The 17,861-nt window shown below is 59.3% G+C and carries 16 protein-coding genes and 1 tRNA gene; 7 read left to right on the plus strand and 10 right to left on the minus strand.

Features of this window, described 5'->3' with window-relative positions; translation table 11 throughout:
• Window positions 1–2: 2 nt before the first annotated feature.
• The 4 genes from fabD to rpaB form a co-directional block, all read right to left on the minus strand.
• The gene (fabD, locus tag SIB83_RS08905; RefSeq protein WP_413745601.1) at window positions 3–899 is read right to left on the minus strand and encodes an ACP S-malonyltransferase; all 897 of its coding nucleotides are present in this window, start codon (window positions 897–899) and stop codon (window positions 3–5) included.
• A 27-nt stretch (window positions 900–926) separates the two neighbouring features.
• Window positions 927–1,940, minus strand: a complete 1,014-nt coding sequence (locus tag SIB83_RS08910; RefSeq protein WP_413747341.1) for a beta-ketoacyl-ACP synthase III — start codon at window positions 1,938–1,940, stop codon at window positions 927–929.
• A 115-nt stretch (window positions 1,941–2,055) separates the two neighbouring features.
• The gene (gene plsX, locus SIB83_RS08915; RefSeq protein WP_413745602.1) at window positions 2,056–3,396 is read right to left on the minus strand and encodes a phosphate acyltransferase PlsX; all 1,341 of its coding nucleotides are present in this window, start codon (window positions 3,394–3,396) and stop codon (window positions 2,056–2,058) included.
• Complete coding sequence (rpaB, locus tag SIB83_RS08920; protein WP_413405161.1) at window positions 3,377–4,123, minus strand: response regulator transcription factor; 747 nt, start codon at window positions 4,121–4,123, stop codon at window positions 3,377–3,379. The genes plsX and rpaB overlap by 20 nt, the downstream gene beginning before the upstream one ends.
• A 90-nt stretch (window positions 4,124–4,213) precedes the next feature.
• On the opposite strand from rpaB, the gene radA reads away from it, so the two are divergent.
• Window positions 4,214–5,611: a DNA repair protein RadA gene (gene radA / locus SIB83_RS08925; RefSeq protein WP_413405163.1), complete on the plus strand. Its 1,398-nt coding sequence runs from the start codon at window positions 4,214–4,216 to the stop codon at window positions 5,609–5,611.
• A gap of 12 nt (window positions 5,612–5,623) precedes the next feature.
• Here the strand turns inward: radA and SIB83_RS08930 are convergent, their stop codons facing one another.
• Complete coding sequence (locus SIB83_RS08930; protein ID WP_413747342.1) at window positions 5,624–6,094, minus strand: photosystem I assembly protein Ycf3; 471 nt, start codon at window positions 6,092–6,094, stop codon at window positions 5,624–5,626.
• Between the two features lie 154 nt (window positions 6,095–6,248).
• Here SIB83_RS08930 and SIB83_RS08935 point away from each other — a divergent pair, with 154 nt between their 5' ends.
• Genes SIB83_RS08935 through SIB83_RS08945 form a run of 3 tightly spaced genes read left to right on the plus strand, consistent with a single transcriptional unit; the run spans window position 6,249 to window position 10,179 of the window.
• A complete protein-coding gene (locus tag SIB83_RS08935) occupies window positions 6,249–8,573 on the plus strand; it encodes a heavy metal translocating P-type ATPase (RefSeq protein WP_413405167.1) in 2,325 nt (774 codons plus the stop codon).
• A 2-nt stretch (window positions 8,574–8,575) separates the two neighbouring features.
• Window positions 8,576–9,217 carry a dTMP kinase gene (gene tmk / locus SIB83_RS08940; RefSeq protein WP_413405169.1) on the plus strand — a complete coding sequence of 214 codons (642 nt, stop codon included), beginning with the start codon at window positions 8,576–8,578 and terminating at the stop codon, window positions 9,215–9,217.
• On the plus strand, window positions 9,181–10,179 hold the full coding sequence (locus tag SIB83_RS08945) for a DNA polymerase III subunit delta' (RefSeq protein ID WP_413745603.1): 999 nt from the start codon (window positions 9,181–9,183) through the stop codon (window positions 10,177–10,179). Before tmk ends, SIB83_RS08945 begins: the two co-directional genes overlap by 37 nt.
• 11 nt (window positions 10,180–10,190) lie before the next feature.
• On the opposite strand, the gene SIB83_RS08950 is transcribed toward SIB83_RS08945, so the two are convergent.
• The 4 genes from SIB83_RS08950 to SIB83_RS08965 all read right to left on the minus strand — a co-directional run bounded on the left by SIB83_RS08950 (window position 10,191) and on the right by SIB83_RS08965 (window position 12,416).
• Window positions 10,191–10,988 carry a response regulator transcription factor gene (locus SIB83_RS08950; RefSeq protein ID WP_413405173.1) on the minus strand — a complete coding sequence of 266 codons (798 nt, stop codon included), beginning with the start codon at window positions 10,986–10,988 and terminating at the stop codon, window positions 10,191–10,193.
• 364 nt (window positions 10,989–11,352) lie between these two features.
• Window positions 11,353–11,424: transfer RNA gene (locus SIB83_RS08955), tRNA-Asn, on the minus strand.
• A 23-nt stretch (window positions 11,425–11,447) separates the two neighbouring features.
• Window positions 11,448–12,146 carry an ABC transporter ATP-binding protein gene (locus SIB83_RS08960; RefSeq protein WP_413405174.1) on the minus strand — a complete coding sequence of 233 codons (699 nt, stop codon included), beginning with the start codon at window positions 12,144–12,146 and terminating at the stop codon, window positions 11,448–11,450.
• Between the two features lie 6 nt (window positions 12,147–12,152).
• A complete protein-coding gene (locus tag SIB83_RS08965) occupies window positions 12,153–12,416 on the minus strand; it encodes a hypothetical protein (RefSeq protein ID WP_413405176.1) in 264 nt (87 codons plus the stop codon).
• 156 nt (window positions 12,417–12,572) lie between these two features.
• On the opposite strand from SIB83_RS08965, the gene psbD reads away from it, so the two are divergent.
• From psbD to SIB83_RS08980, 3 genes are all read left to right on the plus strand, one after another.
• Window positions 12,573–13,628, plus strand: coding sequence for a photosystem II D2 protein (photosystem q(a) protein) (gene psbD / locus SIB83_RS08970; protein ID WP_006041823.1), 1,056 nt, complete (start codon window positions 12,573–12,575; stop codon window positions 13,626–13,628).
• Between the two features lie 86 nt (window positions 13,629–13,714).
• The gene (locus SIB83_RS08975; protein ID WP_413405178.1) at window positions 13,715–14,671 is read left to right on the plus strand and encodes a pectate lyase; all 957 of its coding nucleotides are present in this window, start codon (window positions 13,715–13,717) and stop codon (window positions 14,669–14,671) included.
• Between the two features lie 44 nt (window positions 14,672–14,715).
• Window positions 14,716–16,344, plus strand: coding sequence for a DUF2079 domain-containing protein (locus tag SIB83_RS08980; protein ID WP_413745604.1), 1,629 nt, complete (start codon window positions 14,716–14,718; stop codon window positions 16,342–16,344).
• 19 nt (window positions 16,345–16,363) lie between these two features.
• Here the strand turns inward: SIB83_RS08980 and SIB83_RS08985 are convergent, their stop codons facing one another.
• Window positions 16,364–17,806 carry an ArnT family glycosyltransferase gene (locus tag SIB83_RS08985; RefSeq protein ID WP_413745605.1) on the minus strand — a complete coding sequence of 481 codons (1,443 nt, stop codon included), beginning with the start codon at window positions 17,804–17,806 and terminating at the stop codon, window positions 16,364–16,366.
• Window positions 17,807–17,861: the final 55 nt, after the last annotated feature.

Raw genomic sequence — 17,861 nt, forward strand, 5'->3', positions numbered from 1 at the left:
GGTCAAAGGCCCAGGTCGCCGGCACTCGCCAGCTGTGAGGTGGTGACACCTTTCATTGCGCGTTTGGCCAGTCCGCTGAGCACGTTCCCCGGTCCGATTTCGACCAGGGTGTCCACCCCGGCGGATGTCATCCCAGTCATCGTTTCGCGCCAGCGCACACCTGTGGTCATCTGGCGGCGCAGTCGCTGCTTCAGCTCTGCGGAATCGAGGCTGGGTGTGGGGTCGGTGTTGCTCAGCACGGGAAAGCGCGCGTCCTGGAAGCTGAGACCATCCAGATGGGTGGCGAAGGCATCCGCTGCCTTGGCCATGAAGGGGGAATGGAAGGCCCCGGAAACGACCAGGGGAATCGCGCGCTTGCAGCTGACGGTCTCACTGACGGAGTTCACCGCAGCCGGGCTCCCAGACAGCACCACCTGGGCATCGCTGTTGTCATTGGCAATCACCACCCCCTCCGTTGCACTCACAACCTCCTCCAGTTCGCTGCGATCGAAACCGATCACCGCTGTCATCGCTCCACCGTGGGCGTTCGCCATCAGCTCCGAGCGGCGTTGCATCAGCGCCAGCCCGGTGGCTGCATCAAACACACCCGCTGCATAAAGAGCCACGAGCTCCCCAAGGCTGTGTCCGGCCACCAGGTCGGGTTCCCTGCTCTGGCGCAGCAGCTCGTCCACAATCAGCGATTCCACAACGAACAGAGCCGGCTGAGTGTTCCGGGTGTCGTTCAGATCGGAGGGGTCAGCGGAACCTGAGACCTCCCCCCTGCAGATCGCGAGCAGATCTCTGCCGAGTAGTTCCGAGGCCAGGTCAAAGCGTTCCTGTGCACCAGGCAGGGTGAGGACGGGATCGGCCATGCCGGCTTTCTGAGACCCCTGTCCGGGGAACACCCAGGCGATCGACATTCACAGTGGTGCAAAGGTCTTGGGAGCCTAAGCGGGACCCTGCCAGCGGAACAGAGCAGCACCCCAGCTCAGGCCTGCGCCGAAGCCGCTGCTGGCCAGCAGGTGCCCCGACCGGACGCGTCCATCACGCACGGCTTCATCGAGAACCAGCGGAATGGTGGCCGCCGATGTGTTGCCGTAGTGCGCCAGGTTGCTCAGCACCTTCGGCCTGGGAATCGCGAAGCGATCGGCAACCGCGTCGAGGATGCGCTGATTGGCTTGATGCAGAAGCAGCCAGTCGAGGCTCTCAGCGCCAACTGCACAGCGCTCAAGCAGGCATTGCAGAACGGCAGGCACTTCCCTGATGGCGAACTTGTACACCTCCTGACCATTCATCTCGATCGGGCGGTACCCGCCCTGACGATGCCGGGCATCCGCTGCCAGGACTTCATTGCTGTCGAGAGCAGGCAGGTTCAGCACTCCGCCGCGAGAGCCATCGCTGCGCAACAGAAATCCGAGCAGCCCGTCTTCATCGGCGGCTTCGATGGCGACGGCTCCGGCTCCATCGCCGAACAGCACACAGCTGCGGCGGTCATCCCAGTCCACAAAACGGCTCAACTGGTCGGCGCCGATCACCAGGGCCCGACGCATGCTGCCTGTGCGCAGGAATTGCGCTGCCGTCACCAGCGAAAACAGAAAGCCACTGCAGGCGGCGGTGAGATCAAAGGCCACCGCGTTGGTGGCTCCAAGAGCGGCCTGCACCGCCGGAGCGGTTCCGAACAGATCATCAGGAGTGGAGGTGGCCAGCAGCACCAGATCGAGGCTTTTGGGGGACCAGCCGGCCATGGCCAGAGCAGACCTTCCCGCGTCTGCCGCGAGGTCGCTCAGGCGTTGATCAGGACTGCTCACCCGTCGTGTGGAGATCCCTGTGCGGCTCTGGATCCACTCGTCACTGGTGTCCACCCGCAGCCCCAGCTGGTTGTTGCTGAGCACCTGGGCTGCCTGAGCGCTGCCGCTGCCGATGAGAGCGACGCCCCGGGAGTGCGGTGATGCTCCAGCCAAAAGAGGGTCCAAGCGGTGGCGTCAGTCAATCACAGTCCATCAGAACCCCCTGTCAGGCCAAAGGGTTGCTCAGGCTGCCAGCCGAGATCTGATGATCTCTATGTCGGCCTGCGTTTCAGGTCTTTGAGGTGACCTTCGCTCCCAGCTGGGCAAGGTGGTCCATCACGCCATGGCTGGCGGCGGAATGGGCCAGACGCAGGGCACTGACAACCGACAGTGCCTTGCTGCTGCCATGGCCGATCACGCAGATGCCGTTGACACCCAGAAGCAGCGCTCCGCCGTGTTCGGCATGATCCAGCCTTTTCTTGATGCGCTTGAGGTTGGTGCGCAGGAAGGCGGAACCAACCTTGCCTCGTCGCCCCCGTGGCAGTTCGGCTCTGAGCACGCCGAGCAGCACACTTCCGACCGACTCCAGGAACTTCAGCAGAACGTTGCCGGTGAAGCCGTCACAGACCACAACATCGAACTCGCCGGACAACACATCGCGGCCCTCACAGTTGCCGGCGAAGTGCAGACGTGATTCCCCGATCAGCAGTTCATGGGTGCGCACGGAGAGATCGTTGCCCTTGCACTCCTCCTCCCCGATGTTGAGCAGGCCGATTCTGGGTTTGCTCACCTGAAGCACATCTCTGCTGTAGATGTCTCCGAGCAGAGCGAACTGGTGCAGGTAGGAGGGTTTGCAATCCATGTTGGCCCCCACATCGAGCACCAGAACTGGCTGACCTGGATCCTTCGTTGGAAACAGGGCGCCGATGGCGGGTCTTTCGATCCCTGCCAGTCGTCCCAGCCGGAAGATGGCGGAGGCCATCACGGCTCCGGAGTTACCCGCGGAATACACCGCCTGGGCCTCCCCCCGCTTCACCAGGTCCATGGCCACGTTGATGCTGGCATCACGCTTGCGTCGCACCACTGTTGCCTCCTCATGCATCTCCACCGAGGGCCCGCTGGTGATCAGCTCCAGCAGTCCTGCATCGATCGCCGCATTCATCGACTCTCCTAGTCCGGCCGCGGCGGCGGCTTCAATCACCCGGTCCGTTTCGCCGACGAAGCGGATTTTTACCGCCAGTCTCTCGATGGCCTGCAGACATCCCTCAAGAATCGCAGCGGGAGCGTTGTCGCCACCCATGCCATCCACGGCCATCCAGATGCGCTCGTCGTCGTTGATCTCGAGCTCCTCACCAGGGATTCCCCCCTGCAGGCGTCTCAAGGGATCCATCACCGGTTGCAACACTGAACCGGCCATGTTTCCGGCGTTGTTGACCACCGTGCCTGCCATGGAGGTGACGGAACCTGCCACGTTGCCGGCTGCACTTGCTGATGTGGTTGCAGTGTCCACAAGTGTCGTCACTGCCGCATTGCGCCGATACCAGATCACAAGACGACGAACGGCCTTTGAGCGTCGGGCTTTGATCCTCGGCGCAGCGTCCGGGGTGAGATCAGGATCCTTCGGAGGCAACGGAATCGATGATGCGCTGGAACAGATAGCCGGTTCCGCGAGCGGTGAGGATCAGCTCGGGGTTGGCCGGGTCATCTTCGAGTTTGGAACGAAGACGTGAGATGTGAACATCCACCACCCGGGTGTCGACATGACGTTCAGGGGTGTAGCCCCAAACCTCCTTCAGGATCTCACCACGGCTGAACGGTTCTCCCGAGCGGCTCACCAGCAGCTCGAGCAGGCTGAATTCCATTCCGGTGAGTCGGATGCGCTCGTCATTGCGGAACACCTGCCGTTTGTTGGTGTCGATCTTCAGATCCGAAACCTGGATCACGCCCGAGTTGGGGATTCCCGCAGCATGCTCTTTTTCAACACGGCGCAGAACGCAGCGAATTCGAGCCTCCAGTTCCTTCGGGCTGAAGGGTTTGATCACGTAGTCATCCGCTCCAAGCTCCAGTCCGGTGATCCTGTCGGCGACATCACCGAGAGCTGTGAGCATCACGATCGGAACATCCGACTCCTTGCGAAGTTCCTGGCAGACCCCGTAGCCATCAAGCTTCGGCATCATCACGTCCAGGACCACCAGATCCGGATTGCACTCCTGGAAACTCTCCAGGGCTTCCGTTCCATCACAGGCAGTGACCACGTTGTACCCGATCATCGAAAGCCGGGTTTCCAGGATCCTGCGGATGCTGGCCTCGTCATCCACCACGAGGATGGTTTCCTTGGAGGGTGCTGAGGCCGTCATATCGCCGGCAAGGAGCAAAGATAGTGCTCACAAATAGGTGATCAGCGGGTTCAGTCGTTCACGTAGCGCCAACTTTCTTCATCATTCGACGTGCCCCGATCAGCCAATCTCTACGTCTGTCAGAGCTGCGGTGCGCAGACGCGGCAGTTCTTTGGGCGATGCAGCAGCTGTGGAAGCTGGAATTCTCTGGTTGAGCAATCGGTGCCCAAGGATGACGGCCGTAGGCGTCGCACCGGTGCCGACCCTGCAGCTGCGCCCAAAGCACGACGCTCCAGGTCAATGGCCTCACTGGGCGATCAACCGCTAGAGCGCATTGCCTGTGGTTACGAGGAACTCAACCGGGTTCTCGGCGGTGGGCTGGTGCCTGGATCACTCGTGCTGGTGGGCGGGGATCCAGGGATTGGCAAAAGCACCCTGCTTCTTCAGAGCGCATCGGCCATCGCCAGAGAACGTTCGGTGCTCTACGTGAGCGCTGAGGAATCGGCCCAGCAAGTCAAGCTCCGTTGGCAGCGGTTAACAGTCGACCGTGGCGATCTGCAGCTGCTGGCGGAGACAGACCTTGAACTGGTTCTTCAGGAACTGGAGGCTCTGAGGCCAGAGGTGGCGGTCATTGACAGTATCCAGGCGTTGCATGATGCCGAACTCGCCAGTGCACCTGGTTCCGTCGCTCAGGTCAGGGAATGTGCGGCTGCTCTGCAGAGACTGGCGAAGCGTCAGAACACTGCCCTGCTGCTGGTGGGCCATGTCACCAAGGAGGGCGCGCTTGCGGGTCCCAAGGTGCTTGAACATCTGGTGGATGCGGTGCTCACTTTCGAGGGAGACCGCTTCGCCAGCCATCGCCTGCTTCGGGCTGTCAAGAACCGTTTCGGGGCCACCCACGAGCTTGGGGTGTTTGAAATGCGCGGTCAGGGCCTCGAGGAGGTCGACAATCCAAGCGAACTGTTTCTCAGTGGCGAGCGTGCCAATGGGGTGGCAACGATCGTGGCCTGTGAAGGCACCAGGCCACTGGTGGTTGATCTGCAAGCGTTGGTGAGCTCAACCAGTTACGCCAGCCCGCGGCGAACAGCCACCGGCATCGCTGTGAACAGGCTGCATCAGATTCTGGCGGTGCTCGAGAAGCACATGGGTTTGCCGCTGTCCCGCTTCGATTGTTATCTGGCGGTGGCCGGTGGTCTGGATGTGGAGGAGCCCGCGGCGGACCTGGGAGTGGCAGCAGCGGTTGTGGCCAGTTTCCGTGATCTGACTCTGCCCGCTGGAACGGTTCTGCTCGGGGAACTCGGTCTGGGAGGTCAACTGCGACCGGTGGGGCAGCTGGAGCTGAGGCTGCAGGAGGCTGTTCGGCTGGGGTTCAGGCGTGCCGTCGTGCCAGGCGGAAGTGGCCTGGGTCCACTGGCATCGGGTCTCGAGCTGGAACTGCTGGAAGCGGGATCCATCACCGAAGCCCTCGTGCTTGGGCTTGGGGTGAACCCGGAGGACGACGCGACCTGATTCACTCAGCCATCAGAAGTAAACATCCACGTTGCTGCGGCCGCTGGATTTGAGCCAGTTTTCAATGTCCAGGTATCCACCTGGGTTGAGTCGCACGGCCTGTGTCCAGGCCTCAGCCGCTTTGTCAAGCCAGACGTCTGCTTCATCTCGTCGACCCTCCTCTTCGGCGATCCGTCCCCGTTTTTCGTAGATCAACCCCATGTTCTTCAGGCAGGAAGGCTGCTTGGGATTTTCATCAAGAGCCTGTTGATAGGTCTCAATCGCCCTGTCCTCCTCACCGTTGCTCATGTAGATAATCGCCATGTTCTTGAGGGTCTCCCCACGGTCGATCGGGTTCTCCTCGAGCTTCAGACTCTCCTCGTAGTTCTCGAGGGCTTCGGCGTAATCCCCGTCGTTCTGTGCGGACAATCCGTCGCGGTAGTAGACGTAGGCCTCCTTGGCCCGGGCATTGATCGGCAGCAACTTCACGATCAGGTCGGCCATGACCGTGAAGCTCTTGTCGATGAAGTTGTCGTTGCGGTTGCTGCGTGGCACGGAAAGCCGGACGGATCAAACCATCCTGAACCCAACAGGTGCTGCCTAGCGTGGAGTGGTGTGAACCGTTGAAGTGTCAGCAGCGTCTTCCCATATCCATGAAATGACCGCCCAGTCCCACGCTGTGGTTCTGGACGTGGAGGGAATGAAATGTGGCGCCTGCGTACGTGCGGTGGAACGCACGTTGCTCGCTCAGCCAGGTGTGCAGGAGGCCAGTGTCAATCTCGTGACCCGCAGCGCCTGGCTGCGACTGGACAGTGGGTCGACCTCGGCGTCGAAGCCGTTGCTGGATGAGGTGCTGGCGGCTCTCGATGGCCGTGGTTTTTCAGCGAAGCCCCGTCAGAGCGGATTGCTCTCACAAGACATGGAGTCCGACCGGACCAGGGGGTGGTGGCAGCAGTGGCGACAGCTGATGGTCGCTCTTGTTCTGCTTTTGCTGTCAGTGCTTGGTCATCTTGCCGAGGCAGGAACATTCGCATTGCCGCTGATCGGCACACTCAGCTTCCATGCGGCACTTGCCACGGTTGCGCTGCTCGGGCCTGGTCGCCCGATCTTGATCAACGGCTGGTCAGCGGTTCGCCATGGAGTGCCCAGCATGGACACCCTGGTCAGTCTGGGCGTTGGCAGTGCCTACCTGGCAAGTGTGGTGGCGCTGATCTGGCCTTCGGTGGGGTGGCCTTGCTTTTTCAATGAGCCCGTGATGCTGCTCGGCTTTGTGCTGCTGGGTCGATTCCTTGAGGAGAGAGCCCGCCGGCGTACGGGCAGAGCCCTGCAGGAGCTTGCTGCTCTGCAGCCGGACAGTGCTCGCCTGTTCATGGCCGACGGCACGGTTCGCGAGATTCCTGTTGCGATGCTTCGACCAGGTGAACGGATTCAGCTGCTTGCCGGAGACAGGATCCCTGTGGATGGGGTCGTGCGCAACGGCTGCTCTGCCGTGGATCTGTCGAGTCTCACAGGAGAGCCGCTGCCGCTTGAAGCCAAGCCCGGTACCGAGCTGAGTTCCGGTTGCCTCAACCTTGAGGCCAGTCTGGAACTGGAGATTCAACGTGTTGGCAGTGACACGGCCCTGGCCAGGATCATTACCCTTGTTGAGGAGGCTCAGGCCAGGCGTGCGCCGATTCAGGGACTGGCGGACAGGGTCGCAGGCCGTTTTTGCTATGGCGTCGTCAGCCTGGCGGTGGCCACCTTCCTGTTCTGGTGGCAGCTGGGCAGTCGTCTCTGGCCGCAGGTCCTTGAGATTCCTGTGGTGCTGATGGATCATGGTCATGACGCTGCGCTTCATGGCGCCCTCGGCGCTGGAGCTCAGACACCTTTCGGTCTTGGACTTCAGCTGGCGATTGCCGTGCTTGTGGTGGCCTGCCCCTGCGCTCTCGGCCTGGCAACCCCCACGGTGATCACCGTCTCCTCCGGACTTGCCGCCCGTCAGGGCTGGCTGTTCAGAGGTGGAGATGTGATTGAGCAGTCCGCGTCCATTCAGCGAATGGTCTTTGACAAGACGGGAACGCTCACGCTCGGACGTCCGCTTGTGGATGCGGTGATGGCGACTGAGGATCCCTCCCGCACCATCCAGCTGGCAGCGAGCCTTGAACAGACGAGCCGTCATCCTCTGGCCCATGCTCTTCTGCAGGAGGCTCAGCGTCTCAATCTCATGCTGTTGCCTGTTGTCGCCAGTCGGACCCTGCCTGGTTTCGGCATGGAGGGCACACTCGAGTCTCTGAAGGGACAACTGCGCGTGGGCTCACCGGAATGGTTGCGTCAGGAGGGCGTGGTGTGGACTGAAACGCAACGGCTGGTGGTTGAGGAAGCCATGCAGCGTGGACAGACGCTCGTTGCAGTGGGTCTTGATGCCGAACTCCTTGGGGTGGTGGCGATTGATGACCGTCTCAGGCCTGATGCACCTGTTGCACTGCAGCGCCTCAGAGATCAGGGGCTGACACTGGGGATGCTCAGCGGTGATCGCCGTCAGGCGGTTGAAAAAATCGCCCAGATGCTCGGCTTCGCTGATGAAGAACTGGCCTGGCAGCTTCTTCCTGGTCAGAAGCTTGAGCGCCTCGAGCAGTGGCGCTCAAAAGAGTCTGTGGGAATGGTTGGAGACGGCATCAATGATGCTCCTGCACTGGCCGCGGCTGATCTGGGGATCGCTGTGGGGACCGGTACGCAGATCGCCCAGGACACAGCCGATCTGGTGTTGCTCGGCGATCGGCTCGAGGCCTTGCCCGAAGCCCTGACTCTGGCAAGACGCACAATGGCCAAGATCCGACAGAACCTGTTCTGGGCCTTCGGATACAACATGATTGCTTTGCCTGTCGCTGCAGGGGCCCTGTTGCCAGGTTTCAATCTGCTCCTGTCTCCTCCTCTGGCGGCGCTGCTCATGGCGCTCAGCTCCGTTTCGGTGGTTCTGAATGCCCTCAGCCTGAGTATCCGCTGATCATGACCGGATGTTTTCTGGTGCTTGAGGGTATCGATGGCTGTGGCAAGACCACGCAGCTTCGGCAACTGGCCGACTGGCTTCCAGGGAGTGGTCTGATGCCGGCAGGCGCAACGCTGCATCTCACGCGCGAACCTGGCGGCACGCCCCTTGGCCTGGCCTTGCGTGAGCTGCTGCTTAATCCGCCGGACGAGTCATCTCCAGGCCCCACAGCTGAATTGCTGCTTTACGCGGCAGATCGCGCTCAGCATGTTGAACGCTTGATCCGCCCTGCCCTGAAGCGCGGGGACTGGGTTCTCAGCGACCGTTTCAGCGGCTCCACCATTGCCTATCAAGGTGATGGTCGTGGTCTGAACCTTCAGACCATCCTTGATCTGGAACGGATCGCCACCGCTGGTGTCCATCCAGATCTCACGTTCTGGCTCGATTTGCCCTTGCATGAGAGCCTGAAACGGCGCGGGGCCCGCAGCGAAGATCGGATTGAAGCCGAAGGGGAAGCCTTTCTGGCCCGAGTGTCTGCAGGCTTTCAGCGCCTTTCTGCCGAGCGGGACTGGACTCCGGTTGCTGCGGATCAGAGCGCTGATCAGGTGCAGCAGCTCATTCGCCGATGTTTGAGGGATTGGCTTGCAAAGGCATCGCAGTGACTGAGGGGCTGTTCAGCGAGTTGCAGGGGCAGCCCCTGGCGCAATGTTTGCTCGTTGCAGCTCTTGCGAATGACCGACTTGCGCCCGCTTACCTGTTCAGTGGTCCGGATGGTGTGGGACGACGTCTTGCAGCGCTCCGTTTTCTGGAGGGTCTGCTTGGAGGTGGTCACGCTGCCCCGCGTGATCGCCGACGCCTTGAAGAGCGCAACCATCCTGATCTGCTCTGGGTTGAGCCCACCTACAACCATCAAGGTCGGCTGATCCCACGATCGGAAGCCGAGTCCATCGGGGTCAGCAAGCGGACACCACCGCAGGTGCGATTGGAGCAGATTCGCGAGTTGAGCAGATTTCTTGCCCGTCAGCCGCTGCAGTCGCCACGAGGCTTGGTGATTCTCGAACAACCCGAGGCCATGGCCGAGGGAGCGGCCAACGCGCTGCTGAAGACTCTTGAGGAACCTGGTCATGGTCTGTTGATCCTGCTCTCCGCTGCGCCGGAAAGACTTCTGACCACCATCCGATCGAGATGTCAGCAGGTCCGTTTCACGCGTCTCAGCCAGGAGTGCATGCGCTCAGTGCTCTCGCAATTGCCGGATGAGCAGGGCGACCAGGCACTCGACCTGGCAGCTCGACATTCAGAACTTCTCGCCCTCGCTGATGGATCGCCGGGAGCCCTGATGGAGCATGTGCGGTTGTGGAACAGCGTTCCTGAAGAATTGAGGCAAAGATTGCAAACCCTCCCCACCACGCCATTGCAGGCTCTCGCTCTGGCGCGTGATGTCTCAGAGCAGCTGGAAGGGGATCAGCAGCTCTGGGTCATCAACTGGTGGCAACAGAATCTCTGGAATGCATCGACTCAGCCTCAACACCTGAAGAGACTCGATCGCCTGCGTCAGCATCTGCTCAGCTTCGTACAACCCAGACTGGCCTGGGAAGTGGCCTTACTCAATCTCATCGGAGCTTGATCAGCTTTGATTCAGGCGCTAGCTCTGCTCTGCTGATCTTTCTGTTCGCGGTCCTGGCGTGCCTGAGCCAGAACATCCTGCATTCCCTCAAGCTGAGCCCCGGTTGGAAGCTCAAGGCAATATCCTGCTCCGTAAACCGTTTTGATGAATCGGGGTTTGCGGGGATCAGGTTCAAGTTTGGTGCGCAGATGACGCACATGCACCCTGATGGTTTCGATATCGTCATCAGGCTCATATCCCCAGACCTCCTTGAGGATGAGTGAGGGTGCCACGGTCTGACCATGGCGTTGCAGCAGACAGTGCAACAACTCAAATTCCAGATGTGTGAGGCGTACAGGGCGGTCAAACCAGACCGCTTCAAATCTCTCTGGCACCAGGGTGAGCGGACCGTAACTGAGAATTTCGTGATGGTTGCTTGTCGTGCCAACCGGTGCGCGATCGCTGCGGCGCAACAGGGCCTTGACCCTCACCTGCAGCTCCTCAAGATCAAAGGGTTTGGTCAGATAGTCATCAGCTCCGGAGTTGAATCCGCTGACTTTGTCTTTGGTCCCTCCCAGGGCCGTGAGCATCAGGATCGGGATGGCTGAAGTTCGCTCATCGCGACGAAGACGCTGGCAGAGGGTTAAACCATCCACCTTCGGAAGCATCAGATCCAGCAGGATCAGATCAGGGCTGTACTGCAGTGCAAGCGCCTGACCTTTGATCCCATCGTCAGCGCTCTGAACGTCAAAGCCACTGTGCTCAAGGTGACCGCTCACCAGTTCACGCATGTCCCGGTCGTCTTCGATTAGCAGGATGCAGGGCTTCATCGACAGGACAGCGGAGGAAAAGTTGGACGAGGGTGTGCCGCGTCATTGCTTGACAGATTCTCTCAAGGTTCTTTGTTGCTTGCAGTGATGCCCTTCAATGGATTGGACAGGAACACTTGGGCAAGAACTCTTCCTGTTACTGGGGTTTTTGGCCTCTTCGGTCCGTCTTGACGTCGCGGCCTCTACAGAAAGTCTTCGGTTTCGGGGGGCAACTGTTAAGGAAATTCCGTTTTTCAAAGCATTTTCGGTGACTGAGTCCCTTCACCGGAGCGTTCAATTCAGCCGCCTGGAAAAAGAGGAGAACATTTTTGATCAAAAAAAATCACCACAACCGTTTGGGTCATGGTGATGACAATGATCAAAACTCCCCGGGCGGGATTCGAACCTGCGACCAATCGATTAACAGTCGACCGCTCTACCGCTGAGCTACCGAGGAATGCGACGTGGAGAACCTACCCCTCAGCCCTGCCGCCCCGCAAGGGGTTCAAGTCGACGTCGCAGCGCTGGCCCGTTTTGCCAGGCGCCGACCCGTCCATGCTCCATCCGGGCGGCTCCGTCGGCATGGTCCAGCTCGCCCAGTCGGTGGGTGATCCAGATCGCCGTCAAGGGAGCCCTGGAGCGATGGCACAGCTGCTGGACCGTGCTCAGGATGGCTGACTGACTGGTTGGATCCAGCAGTGCGGTGGGTTCGTCCAGAAGCAGAAGCGTTGCTTCGCTGGCAAGAGCTCCGGCGATTGCCAGGCGTTGCTTCTGGCCACCACTGAGCGTGTGAATCGGACGGCCTGCCAACCCTGCAAGTCCGACCTGCTCCATGAGGTGATGGATTCTTTGTCGCTGTTCACTGCGGCTCAATCCGGAGGGGAGATTGAGCAGAAGCTCGCTGCCGCAGCTGGGTAGTAAGAGCTGATGATCAGGGTTCTGGAAGACAAGAGCCGGCCTCAGTGCATGACTCATCAGGCCTGATTGAGGTCTGATCAGGCCGCTGATGATTCTGAACAACGTGCTTTTGCCGCTGCCATTGCTGCCCACAAGCATCCACAGTCCCGGCCCGGGAATCTGAAAGCTGCAACGGTCCAAAGCTTTAGTGCCGCAGGGCCAGCTGTAGCTGACGCGCTCGCACCTCAGCCCTGCCTGCGCGGTCTGCGGATCCAGGCTCATGCAGTTTCAGCCATCCAGTGAAAACCCCGGACGCTTGCTCCCACTCGAAGCCGCTGTTTTTTCGTAGATCTGAACAGCCAGAAGATCGCTGGTGAGAACACTCAGGCGTTTGCCATCAACCTTTTCGCAGGTGAGCTCCAGCAGGCGGGGCTGCCCCTGCTCAAGAGCCGTCCTCACCTGCTGGTAAACCTCCTCAGCGGCGTTTTGCTCCTTGCGCTGCACCGACACGGGCATGGGGCTCATACGCAGAGCCAGCTCAATCACGTACACGGTCGGAACTTTTCACTGAGTCCATCTTCGCGAATGAGAAGACAGGCGTGGATCCGTGGGCATTTCTACTCATGTCGTTATTAAATCCTGAATCGGTGCCCACAGAATCGCTTGCTCCAACTAGGCTCTGCACGTAAAGCTTCATGAAGCTCTCTCATGACGATCGCTGTAGGACGCGCGCCACAGCGGGGATGGTTTGACGTCCTCGATGACTGGCTCAAGCGCGACCGCTTCGTTTTTGTCGGCTGGTCCGGCATTCTTCTCTTCCCAACGGCCTATCTGGCCATCGGTGGCTGGCTTACAGGCACCACCTTTGTCACCTCCTGGTACACCCACGGCATTGCCTCCTCGTACCTGGAAGGTTGCAACTTCCTGACTGCTGCTGTGTCCACCCCCGCTGATGCGATGGGTCACAGCCTCCTTTTGCTCTGGGGCCCTGAAGCCCAGGGTGACTTCGTTCGCTGGTGTCAGCTCGGTGGCCTCTGGGCCTTCGTTGCCCTGCACGGTGCCTTCGCCCTGATCGGCTTCATGCTGCGTCAGTTCGAGATCGCCCGTCTGGTCGGCATCCGCCCTTACAACGCCATCGCCTTCTCAGGTCCGATCGCGGTCTTCGTCAGTGTCTTCCTGATGTACCCCCTCGGCCAGAGCAGCTGGTTCTTCGCGCCCTCCTTCGGAGTGGCAGCGATCTTCCGCTTCCTCCTCTTTCTCCAGGGTTTCCACAACTGGACCCTGAATCCCTTCCACATGATGGGTGTCGCCGGCATCCTCGGCGGTGCACTGCTCTGCGCCATTCACGGCGCCACCGTGGAGAACACTCTGTTTGAGGATGGTGAGCAGGCCAACACCTTCAAGGCGTTCGAGCCCACCCAGGAAGAAGAGACCTATTCCATGGTCACCGCCAACCGCTTCTGGAGCCAGATCTTCGGTATCGCTTTCTCCAACAAGCGCTGGCTGCACTTCTTCATGCTGTTCGTGCCTGTGATGGGCCTGTGGACCAGTTCCATCGGCATCATCGGTCTGGCCCTCAACCTGCGTGCCTATGACTTCGTGTCACAGGAGATCCGCGCAGCAGAAGATCCCGAATTCGAGACCTTCTACACCAAAAACATCCTTCTGAATGAAGGTCTGCGTGCCTGGATGGCACCGGCTGACCAGCCGCACGAAAACTTCGTCTTCCCTGAAGAGGTTCTGCCACGCGGTAACGCTCTCTGATTCATTGCAAACCATCCATCCCAAGGGTCCTCAAGGGGCCCTTTTTTATTGCCTGTGCAGAAAAGCTTGCTCCTAACGTCGAGGAAATGCGGTCATCAATGCGCTATCCCAGGGGCGTGCGTCTGACGCATTGGTTGACTGTCGGTCTTGGAACCGCGGCCGTTCTCGCCACGTTCATCGGTCTGGCTCAGGTTGTCCTTTTCGGTCTGGGTGGTGAAACCACAGTCGATCCAGGTTGGTTCCTGCTTGCTCTTGTGCTGGCTTGCCTCACGCTGTGGGGACGCTCATCTCAATGGCTGACACGACTGCTGGCGGATGCTGACTCCACAGCTCACCATGCCCGTGCCGTGGTCGTCTGGCTTCTGACAGCGGCTGTGATCCTGCTGGTTGCCGCGTTGAAAATCAGCTCTGCAGACATGGATGCCTACAAAAGGCTCGTCTTTGGGGAGGGGGGGCTGGTGGAGTGGAGCCAGGTGCTTGTCCTGATTGCTGCCTGTCGAGTGTCATGGCTGATTGGGGATGACCTCAGGCGTCAGCTCCCTCACCCGGCACCCTGTCTTTTGGCCAGAGGTTTCACCGTGCTCCTGGGTTTCTTGCTGTTGGAGGAACTGGCCTGGGGGCAGGTGATTTTTGGCTGGCAGACGCCGGAGTCCATCCGATCCATCAATGCCCAGCAGGAAACCACCCTCCATAACATCGGATGGTTTCAGGATCGACTCGACCTGTTCACGTTTCTGGCAACTGTGGCTTTTCTGGCAATGGTTGTTCTGGTTCCTTGGATCTGCAGAAAAGCCCTGCGTCGATCGTCTTCCCCACAACGGCGCGCACTTCTGCAGGCATTGATGCCCGCTCAATACAGCTGGCCGCTGTTTCTGCTGGTGGCTGCTCTTGCTTATTGCGTCGCCACAGAATCCTTGTCGCACTTCGTTCACAACCGGGACCAGGAGTGGGGTGAGCTCGTCCTCTATGCATCTGGACTGTTGTTGCTGCTCAGAACCCGAGTCCTTCTTGGTGGCTCAGAGCTGCAATCCACCCAACCTTGAGCCCAGGTGATCCTTAACCTGCTCGCACATCAAATCAGGTCGGCATGAGCGACCCCTCCGCAACCGGTCTTTCATCCCGCTGGACCTTGCCCCGTTCCGTGATCGCTCTGGCCGGAGGTTTTTTTGTTCTGTGCCTGATCGTGCAGATCTGGCGGCTGGTCAGCCTGAGTGCAACCTATGACCAGGCTTTGTTTCTGCAGGAGCTCTGGTCCACTGCTCAGGGGAGGCCTTTTGAAAGCAGCCTCTCCTCTGTCTTGTCGGGTCCTGTGAAGGTGGGTGGTGAACTGCCCCGCATTGACTATCTCCACCTTGGTCAGCATGCCAATGCACTCACGCTGTCAGTCGCTCCTCTGCTGTTTCTCTTCGGCAGCTGGGCATTGCCGCTGGTGCAGGTTTCCGCGCTGACGGCAGCTGGCCTCGTGTTGTGGAGGGTGGCTTCAAGGCGTCTTCCGGAGTCGCTTGCGACAAGGATCACTGCCGCCTACTACCTGAGCGGGGCGGTGATCGGGCCTGCGCTTGAGAATTTTCACGACCTCATCTGGTTGCCGCTGCTCGGCTTCCTTGTCGTTGAGGCACTTCTCGAAAACCGTCGGCGCCAGTTGATCATTGCCGCGCTGTTGCTGTTGCTCGTGCGTGAAGACAGTGGTCTTGTCTTGTTTTCGCTTGGGCTATGGGGGCTCGTGCGGAGGCCGGATGTGCGCTGGATGTCTGCTGGCTTAATGCTCATGGCCTTTTGCTGGGTGCTGCTGATCACGGGCTGGATTCAGCCGGCGGTTGATTCCTCACTCTCTGATCGCTTCCTTCAGGAGAAGTTCGGACATCTCATCAAGGGCGCTTCTGGTGGCACCTTTGCGCTGATGCTCAGCATGCTCAGCCAACCTCTGGCGCTGCTTCAGGCGATTGTGTCGCCACCCGGCAGCACGCTGGGGTTCCTGCTCGCCCTGAGTTTGCCGTTGCTGTTCATTCCGATGCTTTCGGTTGATGCGCTGCTGCTCATGGCTGTGCCGCTGTTCATCGCCCTCGTTTCTCAAGGACGCTCAGCACTATCAGTCACCCTGCGTTATGTCCTGGCACTGGTCCCTGGCCTGTACCTGGGGGCTGTCCTCTGGTGGCAGGCCCATCCCACTGTCTGGTCCAGGCGCTGGATTCGTCGATGCTGGACAGGAGCTCTAACTCTCGGACTTCTGCTCACACTGGTGGGCAATCCCCATCGCAGTCTTTCTGCCCTGGTTCCAGACAGCTTCTCCCCATGGGTGCATGTGCCGCCTGCCGACATGCTCGATCGCAGGGCCGCTGCGCTCGAGGCCGTGGCGATGGTTCCAAATCAGGCTTCCGTTTCCGCTGATACGCCGCTTCTACCGCTTCTGGCTCAACGGGATGTGGCTGTTCGTTTTCCGAAACATATCCAGTACCGCGATCGAGATGGCGAACCTCAGAGTGTTGACTGGGTGGTGGCATTCCCAGGGTTTTATTCACCTCTCGCGCCTGTGTTTGATCTTGAGCACAACATGCAGCGATCGATTCGACGTGAATTGAAAAAGCTCAGTGAATCCGGTGACTATCAGTTGGTCCACTGTCGTCAAGGAACCGTTGTATTGCAGCGAAAAGTCGATGATCCTGCCTCAACATTGAACAGAGCCGGTTCAGCCAGGATTTGTCCATGGCTGAACTGATGACATCTGGATTGATACCTTAAAAGTTGTTTGGCAGAGCCTTGATCGGAACAAGATAAGTTTGGCTGTCTTCGTGAATCCAGGCGTCATTGCTCGATGACGCAATGTGATGAAGTTTCTTCCGGTGGACTTCAGGCATTGACTGATAAGTCTCTTCCCAGAGAAAGCTTCCTGCCAGATGACTGGCTCCCGCTTGCTTCAGTTCAGCGATTCGCGACGGTGTGATTTTTTCGCTGGAGATCAGCCAACCCTGGCGACGTGCCAGGTTGAGAAGCGTCGGGTCAGGTCCGCTCACAGTGATGATGAGGGCCTCAGCAGGGAGCTCGCTGCGGATGTTTTTTGCAAGTGGCATCCAGATTCCGCTCTGGCGTCTCTCAACAGCCCAATAATCAAGCGAAAGCACAACCAAGCTGATCATGATCCAAAGGGTCAGGAATGCCCGTATCAACTTTCGGCTTGTCTTCTTTTGCCAGGAGACCCAGCCGAGTCCAATCAACGGTGATGTGAACAACAGCAGCGGCAGCTGGTAATACTCATGAACGGTGCTGGATTGCATGGTGGCGATTGTGCACAGCAGCAACCCAATCAGTCCTCCGATCGCGATGCGTCCTCCGCCTGTGGACCAGCTGCGAATCCCACCCAAAATCAGAAATGGGATGCCAATCACACTCAACAGCCTGATGCCGGTTCGGAGGGTCAGGTTCAGCCAGCTGGAAAGATTCAGAATCAGCCCCACATTGCTGCGATCGCTGTCTTCCCCCCAGAACCCAAAGCTCAAACCACTGACTTCACCAAGCTGGTAGGCGTGGAAATACCAGACTGAAACAACTGCGATCGATGCTCCGCTGTAGATCCAAAATCCTGGAGATCGCAACAGCTTGAGCAACTGCTGAGTGATGGATTGGAGCGATTCCGCCTGCTCCCGGGGATCTGGAGTGAGATGTACCAGCAGCAAAGGAAGTCCCAGCCAAAGCAATGGGATGACTTTGATCAGTGCGGCGGTTGTGAAAAACAGCCAACTCAGAATCAGCCCCCATTTGGATCTGTGCCTGCTCCAAAAGCCATGGCATTCGAGTGCAGCAGCAGCACAGAGCAACATCAGTGCTTCTGCTTGAAAGCCTCGGCCGTAATAGACGCCCAATGGAGCAACAGCCATTGCCATTCCTCCCCACCACCCAGCGGCAGGATTGAACCATCGTCGACCAAGCCGAATGATCAGCCAGATCGTCAACCCGCTGAAGAGAATGGAGAGAAAGCGCCCCAGCCATTCGTGAACGCCGAACAATTGATAAAGCTGACTTGTTAGATAGGGGAAAACCGGGAACTCTGATTCCACATAGCCAGCGGATGCACCTCCCCAGTCGATCTGTGGAAGCCAGATTGGAGCTCTTGAGAGATAAAAATGTCGAGCCATTGCGGCTGTGTCAGCCTGTCGCCAGCTGTGAATTCCAACGATGGGCATCCACGCCTGAACACCTCGAAGAATGATCCCCAGACAGATTGGAAACAAGATTGAT

The organism is Synechococcus sp. MIT S9507 (assembly GCF_047304715.1).
In the GTDB taxonomy this organism is placed as follows: Bacteria; Cyanobacteriota; Cyanobacteriia; order PCC-6307; family Cyanobiaceae; genus Synechococcus_C.

Coding starts and splice junctions, on each gene's coding strand:
- fabD (WP_413745601.1), bottom strand. CDS start 899: ATGTCGATCGCCTGGGTGTTCCCCGGACAGGGGTCTCAGAAAGCCGGC.
- rpaB (WP_413405161.1), bottom strand. CDS start 4,123: ATGACGGCCTCAGCACCCTCCAAGGAAACCATCCTCGTGGTGGATGAC.
- SIB83_RS08930 (WP_413747342.1), bottom strand. CDS start 6,094: ATGGCCGACCTGATCGTGAAGTTGCTGCCGATCAATGCCCGGGCCAAG.
- SIB83_RS08935 (WP_413405167.1), top strand. CDS start 6,249: ATGACCGCCCAGTCCCACGCTGTGGTTCTGGACGTGGAGGGAATGAAA.
- tmk (WP_413405169.1), top strand. CDS start 8,576: ATGACCGGATGTTTTCTGGTGCTTGAGGGTATCGATGGCTGTGGCAAG.
- SIB83_RS08945 (WP_413745603.1), top strand. CDS start 9,181: ATGTTTGAGGGATTGGCTTGCAAAGGCATCGCAGTGACTGAGGGGCTG.
- SIB83_RS08950 (WP_413405173.1), bottom strand. CDS start 10,988: ATGAAGCCCTGCATCCTGCTAATCGAAGACGACCGGGACATGCGTGAA.
- SIB83_RS08960 (WP_413405174.1), bottom strand. CDS start 12,146: ATGAGCCTGGATCCGCAGACCGCGCAGGCAGGGCTGAGGTGCGAGCGC.
- psbD (WP_006041823.1), top strand. CDS start 12,573: ATGACGATCGCTGTAGGACGCGCGCCACAGCGGGGATGGTTTGACGTC.
- SIB83_RS08975 (WP_413405178.1), top strand. CDS start 13,715: ATGCGGTCATCAATGCGCTATCCCAGGGGCGTGCGTCTGACGCATTGG.
- SIB83_RS08980 (WP_413745604.1), top strand. CDS start 14,716: ATGAGCGACCCCTCCGCAACCGGTCTTTCATCCCGCTGGACCTTGCCC.
- SIB83_RS08985 (WP_413745605.1), bottom strand. CDS start 17,806: ATGCCCATCGTTGGAATTCACAGCTGGCGACAGGCTGACACAGCCGCA.